At 53.5% G+C, this 6,934-nt stretch carries 9 protein-coding genes; 6 read left to right on the forward strand and 3 right to left on the reverse strand.

The features are described 5' to 3' along the window. From ACOSYY_RS04945 to ACOSYY_RS04960, 4 genes are all read left to right on the forward strand, one after another. Positions 1-471, forward strand: a 471-nt coding sequence (locus tag ACOSYY_RS04945; protein WP_526023280.1) for an MTAP family purine nucleoside phosphorylase, incomplete at its 5' end; no start/stop codon positions are given. 2 nt (positions 472-473) lie between these two features. Further along, a complete protein-coding gene (locus tag ACOSYY_RS04950) occupies positions 474-1,388 on the forward strand; it encodes a PfkB family carbohydrate kinase (protein WP_421661161.1) in 915 nt (304 codons plus the stop codon). Further along, positions 1,385-2,065, forward strand: coding sequence for a tetratricopeptide repeat protein (locus ACOSYY_RS04955; protein WP_421661162.1), 681 nt, complete (start codon positions 1,385-1,387; stop codon positions 2,063-2,065). The genes ACOSYY_RS04950 and ACOSYY_RS04955 overlap by 4 nt, the downstream gene beginning before the upstream one ends. Before the next feature lie 7 nt (positions 2,066-2,072). Then, positions 2,073-2,993: a helix-turn-helix domain-containing protein gene (locus ACOSYY_RS04960; RefSeq protein WP_421661163.1), complete on the forward strand. Its 921-nt coding sequence runs from the start codon at positions 2,073-2,075 to the stop codon at positions 2,991-2,993. 137 nt (positions 2,994-3,130) lie between these two features. On the opposite strand, the gene ACOSYY_RS04965 is transcribed toward ACOSYY_RS04960, so the two are convergent. The 3 genes from ACOSYY_RS04965 to ACOSYY_RS04975 all read right to left on the reverse strand — a co-directional run bounded on the left by ACOSYY_RS04965 (position 3,131) and on the right by ACOSYY_RS04975 (position 4,910). Further along, entirely contained in the window at positions 3,131-3,745 is a 615-nt protein-coding gene (locus ACOSYY_RS04965) for a hypothetical protein (RefSeq protein WP_421661164.1), read from the reverse strand. A 260-nt stretch (positions 3,746-4,005) separates the two neighbouring features. Further along, positions 4,006-4,494, reverse strand: a complete 489-nt coding sequence (locus ACOSYY_RS04970; RefSeq protein WP_421661165.1) for a hypothetical protein — start codon at positions 4,492-4,494, stop codon at positions 4,006-4,008. Then, complete coding sequence (locus tag ACOSYY_RS04975) at positions 4,482-4,910, reverse strand: alpha/beta hydrolase (protein ID WP_421661166.1); 429 nt, start codon at positions 4,908-4,910, stop codon at positions 4,482-4,484. Before ACOSYY_RS04975 ends, ACOSYY_RS04970 begins: the two co-directional genes overlap by 13 nt. 578 nt (positions 4,911-5,488) lie before the next feature. On the opposite strand from ACOSYY_RS04975, the gene ACOSYY_RS04980 reads away from it, so the two are divergent. Both ACOSYY_RS04980 and ACOSYY_RS04985 read left to right on the forward strand, forming a co-directional pair. Next, on the forward strand, positions 5,489-5,932 hold the full coding sequence (locus ACOSYY_RS04980; protein WP_421661168.1) for a c-type cytochrome: 444 nt from the start codon (positions 5,489-5,491) through the stop codon (positions 5,930-5,932). 358 nt (positions 5,933-6,290) lie between these two features. Then, positions 6,291-6,934: hypothetical protein (locus ACOSYY_RS04985; protein ID WP_421661167.1), on the forward strand; the 644-nt coding region annotated here is incomplete at its 3' end.

Consider the following 6,934-nt stretch of genomic DNA (forward strand, 5'->3'; position numbering starts at 1 on the left):
GGACAGGTTCTCCTGTCGGCTGGAGAAAAAGTCGGCGCAAATTTGCATCGCAGCGGAACCTATGTCTGCATGGAGGGACCTCAATTTTCGACGAAAGCGGAATCACGGCTCTACCGGCAATGGGGTGTCGATGTGATCGGGATGACCAACATGCCGGAAGCGAAACTGGCGCGTGAGGCGGAGCTCTGTTATGCGACCTTGGCGCTGGTGACCGATTATGACTGCTGGCATGAGACAGAAGAGGCGGTTACGGTGGAGGCGGTGTTGGGGACGCTTCATCGCAATGTGGCCTTGGCTAAACAACTACTCCGATCGGCCATACCGTCCTTCGACAATCCGATAGACTGTCCCTGTCATCGGGCATTGGACAATGCCATTCTGACGGCGCCCAACCGAATCCCTACTACTGCTCGGAAGAAGCTCGCCGTGCTTGTTGACCGTGCGCTGACACAAAAGAAAGGAGCCCATTAGCCATGGGAAAACTATTAGTCGTGGGATCGGTTGCGCTCGATACGGTCAAAACTCCTTTCGGCGAAAGAACCGAGATTCTTGGAGGGTCGGCCACGTATTTCTCGACGGCGGCCAGCTTCTTTACGTCAGTGGCGCTCATTGCCGTGGTCGGAGAGGATTTTCCCCAACAGCATATCGCGTTTCTCAAAAGCCGTGGGATCGATCTTGCCGGTCTGGAGCGGCGTCCGGGGGCGACCTTCCGTTGGAAGGGGGAATACACGCATCAGCTGAACGAAGCCCGCACTTTGGATACACAGCTCAACGTGTTCGAGACGTTTCGTCCACAAATTCCTGAGGCCTATCGCGCGCCTGACGTGTTGTTCCTGGGGAATATCCATCCGGAGCTGCAGCTGGATGTCCTGAACAAAGTGCAACGTCCCGCACTGGTGGCCTGCGACACGATGAATTTCTGGATCAATGGTCAGCCCGAGGCGCTCTGGAAGGTGTTAGAGAAGGTGGATGTTCTGATCATTAACGACGGCGAGGCGCGCGCACTGGGCCAAGATCCCAATCTGGTGAAAGTGGCGAAGCTCGTCCTTTCACGAGGGCCCAAGCACCTCATCGTCAAGCGGGGTGAGTATGGTGTGCTCATGTTCAATGAAAAGCAGATTTTTGGCGCACCGGCCTTTCCATTGGAAGACGTACGCGATCCGACCGGCGCCGGAGATACCTTTGCGGGCGGATTTCTGGGTTACTTGGCGGCGACGGGAAACCGATCTCCGGAGGCCATGAGACAAGCCATCATCTTTGGGAGCGTGATGGCGTCATTTACCGTAGAATCCTTTAGTCTTGACCGATTGCGCATCCTGGATTACAAAGAGATTCAGACTCGGTTTGCCGAGTTCAAGCGACTCACGCATTTTGAGGATGTTCAATGATGGGGCGAGATTGGTGGTTCCGGCGGCTGCAAGCGTATCGCTTGTCGGTCTACATAGGACTCATAAGTATCTGGGGAGGGTGCGCAAACGACAAGGAAGTGCTGCAAAAATCGCAAGGGTATTATCAAGAGGGTGTCGCAAGTCTGCCGGGAGATCGTCAAAAGGCGTTCGTGTCCTTCCAGAAATCCGTCCAGTTGAATCCGTCCAATAAGGAATCAAGGTACGCACTGGGACATGTGTATGCCCTGCAAGGCAAGTTGTCCCATGCAGAAGAGCAATTCCGCGCGGCGATTAAGATCGATGAAACCTATTCTGAAGCGCATACGTATCTGGGGCAAGTCCTCGCCAATCAGAACCGGTGGGACGAGGCGATCCAATCCTATCGGCAGGCTTTGGCGAATCCTCTCTATCCAACGCCGGACTTAGCTCGATTTCATCTCGGTCGTGCACTGGCACACCAGGGCGATCTTCAGGGCTCGATGGAGGCATTGGAAGATGCGGCGTCGGCAAGTCCTCCGACTGTCCCGCCTGCGATGACTCATCTTGAGCTGGGTCGGGTGTATTATAAGTTAGGCTATACCACCAGGGCCCGGGAAATTTTGAAGAAAGTGGAGACCTTGGATAAAGGTGGAGAGATGGCGACTGCGGCAGCTGAACTCTTGACGCGATTGAAGTAGGAGACTTATGGAGTCGGTCGGCGAATTCTTCAGGCAAGTCCGTGAGACCAAAGGGTTGACCGTCGATGAGGTGGCGTCGAAGACACGCATTCGCACGGATTTCGTCAAGGCGCTCGAGGACGGAAATTTTTCCAGGTTGCCCGACCAAGTCTTCGCCAAGGGGTTTGTGCGTTCCTACGCCCGATCGCTGGGTTTGGATGAAGAAGATGCGATTCACCGGTTTATCCAATCGGCAGGCTCCTTTTACGAGAAACAGGACGAGCGCGAACGGCTCAAGATGCGACAGATCGAAGAAGACCGGAAGCGTCAGTCCAATCGAAAAGCGGTCACGATCGCGATCAGTATTGCTGTATTGACGCTCATCTTTCTCCTCAGTCGAGAACAATCGTCGATGTTTCGGCGTGGAGCTCCTGAACATGGCCCGGCGACAAAACGCACGACTCAAGCGGCGAAAGAGATTCCGGCCACAACGGCTCATGAGCCTGAACGTACGGCGGAGGTTCCGAAACCAACGGATCTGCCGGCCGGAGCGCCAAAGACGACGATTGAAGCCCCGCCGCGACAGGAGCCTGTTGTGCCCGCTAGCACAACCTCTCGATCAGAGCCAGAAACGGTATCGACGGTCTCTCCAGGCAGCGATGGCCCGTTAGCTGGAATTGCCCTGAATGCAACGGAGAGTTTTGGGGATGGCCAGTTGGTATTGGACTTGGAAGCGACAGAGTTAAGCTGGGTCGTTGTGCAGATCGATAACGGGAGTCCTCAGGAGTCGTTGTTACGACCAGGTGAAAAAGCTCATTGGAAGGGGCAGGACCAGTTCATTTTAACCCTTGGAAACGCCGGAGGAGTCAAAGCCGAGTTAAACGGCAAACCTCAAAAGCCATTCGGCCCGAGCGGCAAAGTCGCCCGGGACATTGTGTTGAAACGATAGTCTTTCCAATCGCAGCCGATCTTGCACTTCCTGACCACGGCGTACCACGATCCAATACTGAAGGACTCATCTTCGAATTCGGTCTCCAGACAGTGACGAATTCCTCATCGGACAGGTCTAAAATTGCATGCTTGAATTTATACTAAATGCAATACCGACACTAAGAAGAATAGGCTTAGCGGTACCGCGAACCACCAGGTCAGCCCCATCAGCAGCCCCACTGTGACGACTGCGATGTAAATCGCTAACCACGCGATGAATGGAACCCGGGCAATTAAGCTCACGAGGTAATTTGGGCCTGGTTTTCGCGGGAAAGTGTTATTGCCGCGGATGAGAAATTCAGCGATGGCCGGGAAGTGATCGGGGTGGAGGCCTGCGCTATGCCCGCCTTGAACTGTACCTTCATCCACGACTCCATCAAAGCCCTTGAACCCAGCACTGCCGAGAAGATCATCGCTTGGATTCGGCTTCTTCCCTCGCAGATCGCGCCATGATTGAAAGGCTCCAGGAAACCAGGCAACGATCCAGTCGCGATTGCCTCGGACATTTAGAACCTTGGAGACCTGGGTATCAAGCAGTGGTGTCCAGGGAAAATCGCTCGCCATCACCGAGTTAGCCAGCACCATGTGCCGGAAATCGGAGGTGCGGTAATGGTGGATCGCTTTGCAGCCAATGTAGGTCCCATAGCTATGCCCGAAGAAGTGGAAGTTCGCAGTCGGGTAGAGCGAGCGAAGATCAACATACTGATCCATGAACTCGTAGACTCGGCGTATGCGTGCTCCACGCAACAGAAACTGCAACATAGAGAAACGGCCATAGCTCTGCTTTTGACAAAGGATACCACCGGTCGGATCGAGTGCTTCAATTGTTGCGGCGAGCCTCGACACCCAGCCGTGGGAATCGTCTCGAATTCCGTGCCGGATAATGACGATATGATTTTTAGTGGTGGGGACGGTAGTTCCAGAAGCGATTTGTGATCGGATGGAAGCCCATGATGCTGTGAAAACTTCCTTCAGCTCTTTTCGCCTGTAGCCGCCTGTATCTTGGTGATATTGTAGGTGGGAAGCAGCCAGCCGAAGAACCATCTCGCCCCTCTCTTTTTTTTACGGAAGTCCGCCAGAATAGCATCGGCGGTTGCAGACTCCATCACTCCGATATCATAGTGTTGGGTATTTTTCACGACGCGATGCTTGAAGTTTTGTCCCGACCGGAAATCGTAGAGGTCCTCCTTCTTGATGAGGTCGTCTGTTTCTCCAGCAAGATGGATTGTCCGCGGTTCGAGCCCCCTCTTGATTATGTCCAGCCAGTTCAACCGTACATCGACAACGAACGGCGAGCCCCGCATGACCGTCCGCATAAGACGGGCCTTGCCCCGAAAACTGGTCCACGCAATTAGCCCCGTAATCATGGCAGACTTGATTCTCCTGAATCGGCCCAGCTGATCGGGATCCGGCGTCGTCCAACCGTTGTTCAATCCGGACAACAAGATCACCCGTTCCACATAGGGTCCTTTTGACGGACCTTCCGACCGTAAAGGTGTCGGTTGGGCCCAGTCTTGTGGAACGAGGGAATAGCGAGTGGTAATTTTCGCACCTGTGGCCAGGAGGTAAGCGGCGCGAAGCAAAGTCCACCGAGGCTATGGCCGATTAAAAAAATCTCTTCATATGAGCCGCTTTCCTTGGCTTTGTCTTCCACCAAGCGGCCGATCTCCAACGCAAGCGCAGGGGCTTCTTTATCGGCCGGGCTATTGGAAAACAAACTGGAGTTGTACTTCGCCATGGCGATGTCTGAGTCGGGTAAGCATTCCCTGATGAGCGTCACGACATCATCCATGAGCATGCTGCTGCCTAAACCATGAACCAACACAACGAGTCGGCGGGCCGTTCCCGTTACAGCGGGTTTTAAGTGAAGATTCATGCTACGGATTCACCTGACGCAATGCTACGGTATGGTGGATAAGTCCGATGATAATCAAGCAAAGAAGAGTACCGAGTGTCAGTAAATGGCAGTGAGCAGGAAGCTTAGTCACTAGCCGGAAATGTGTCAACCCGGAAATTTCTGAGCGCTGCCAAGCGGTATAGGTAAATAGTGGGAAGACTGTTCTGACGTGATGTCGCGGCAACTCGCATAGATTCGCAACGAATTTCTTTGCGACCGTTCAACCACGTGCAATGGTTTGTGTCCGTAACAGTGAGCAAGGATGGTAGAAGTGAGGCGCAAAGGTGTCACGAAATCGATAACGTGTGGAATGGCTCGCGGCGAATCACATAAATGCCGACATTTTCTTGTATCTTTTTGGCGTGGGCGTGGCATGAGAGTTGATTTCTCTTTACGAAGACGGGATGAGAAATGGAAAAGGATGCTTTATTGACAGCAATTTAAGGGCATTGGTATACTCCAACGGTTTTATCTGGCTTTTGAAAATCATGAAGATAAGTCGGCGGCCTGGAGTGTCACTCAGGCTCAGTGGGTTCAACATAAAAGGAGGATGTGTGATGTATTTGTCCAAGTTTTTAGGAGTCGCTGCAGCAGTTGTGTTTCTCTCGGCCTCGGTAGTCGGGGCTGAAGAAAAAGACCCTTTGAAGCCTCGCGTTCCGCCCGATCAAGCCGCGGATGCGAAAGCTCTGAAGAATCCGGTGGCGTCCAGCCCGGAGAGCATCGCCAAAGGCAAGGCGCTATACGAGGGGAAGGGTACTTGCTTCAATTGCCATGGCAAGGCCGGGGATGGCCAGGGCGAGGCGGGGAAGATCTTGAACCCAAGCCCACGGGATTTCACAAACTGCAAGTTCCACAAGAAACGGAAAGATGGCGAACTCTTCTGGGTCATTAAGAACGGCAGCCCCGGAACGGGGATGGTTTCCTTGATTCCTGCCGCCATCACGGAAGAAGAAGCCTGGACGATCATCAACTATGAACGGAGCTTCTGTAAGGCCGAGTAGTTCCGAGAAGCTTCTAATAAGTTGCAGGCAGGGTGGGGAGACAACTCTCCACCCTCTTTTTTTGCTGTCAGCCGACCGAACAACACGTCTGTCCAGCAGGACACTCTACACTCTTCCTTGCTTTCCTAACCTTCATTCGACTCCACAGCTGAGGCGATTATTAGCCGCAAGCCTTTCCTTGATTTAATCCCCCCGATAGGGGGGATTGTACAAATAACCATATTAAAGAGTGTCTAGGGGATTGCGTCGCGGGCGCAAAAAAGGGTAGAGTCCGCCCGTCAGCCCAGGTCGCATGACCAACTCAAACGAGGTAACAATCACCAAGAGCCGTCAGATTTTATAAATTAGGAGGGCGACTATGTACAGCCTATGGCCGTGGGTGAAGTGCCGAGTACGAGTAGCCGCAGCAACAATCACGCTTGTGCTCGGCTCAGCGGGACTCATTTCCAGTATTGCCACTGACGGGAGTTATGCCGGAGATACCACCCTACCGCCGGGCGTCGCGGCAGCGGATATTGAATACAATGGCCGTATCGCTGTCAACGGTGACCCTGTCACGGTCAAGATCGCTACTCCGGATAAGAATGGCGTGCTGGTCTTCGACGGCACAGCAGGCCAGCGGATCAATATCGGCTTCAGCGGTGTCACCCTCACACAGTTTTACGTTTCAGTGTATCGGCCTGATGGCGAGACGGTGCATAGACATGTCTCCGCAGTGAAGAACTATTATGCAACGATGGGCGAGCGGGCACGCTCTCCACTGACAACGGTACATACGTCCATGCCAGCCTATCAGTTCTCAACCGATTCGGCGGCTACGATCTCTTCCAGCGAGATGAACGGCGCAAGCGTTGACCTTGAAGAATTGCCGGTGACAGGGGCTTATACGATTTTCATCGATCCCCTCAGTAACTACACAGGGAGTTTCAAGATTACGGTTTCAAGTGAGCTCAGTGGGGATATCGTTCCTCACGGTCCCGCTGTAGTGGCCAATATCGATCG

The sequence above is a fragment of the Nitrospira sp. BLG_2 genome (genome assembly GCF_049222245.1).

What these genes read in the sequence shown, in the direction of transcription:
- ACOSYY_RS04975 (WP_421661166.1), bottom strand. Translation starts at nt 4,910, where the DNA reads ATGAATCTTCACTTAAAACCCGCTGTAACGGGAACGGCCCGCCGACTC.
- ACOSYY_RS04960 (WP_421661163.1), top strand. Translation starts at nt 2,073, where the DNA reads ATGGAGTCGGTCGGCGAATTCTTCAGGCAAGTCCGTGAGACCAAAGGG.
- ACOSYY_RS04980 (WP_421661168.1), top strand. Translation starts at nt 5,489, where the DNA reads ATGTATTTGTCCAAGTTTTTAGGAGTCGCTGCAGCAGTTGTGTTTCTC.
- ACOSYY_RS04950 (WP_421661161.1), top strand. Translation starts at nt 474, where the DNA reads ATGGGAAAACTATTAGTCGTGGGATCGGTTGCGCTCGATACGGTCAAA.
- ACOSYY_RS04965 (WP_421661164.1), bottom strand. Translation starts at nt 3,745, where the DNA reads ATGGATCAGTATGTTGATCTTCGCTCGCTCTACCCGACTGCGAACTTC.
- ACOSYY_RS04955 (WP_421661162.1), top strand. Translation starts at nt 1,385, where the DNA reads ATGATGGGGCGAGATTGGTGGTTCCGGCGGCTGCAAGCGTATCGCTTG.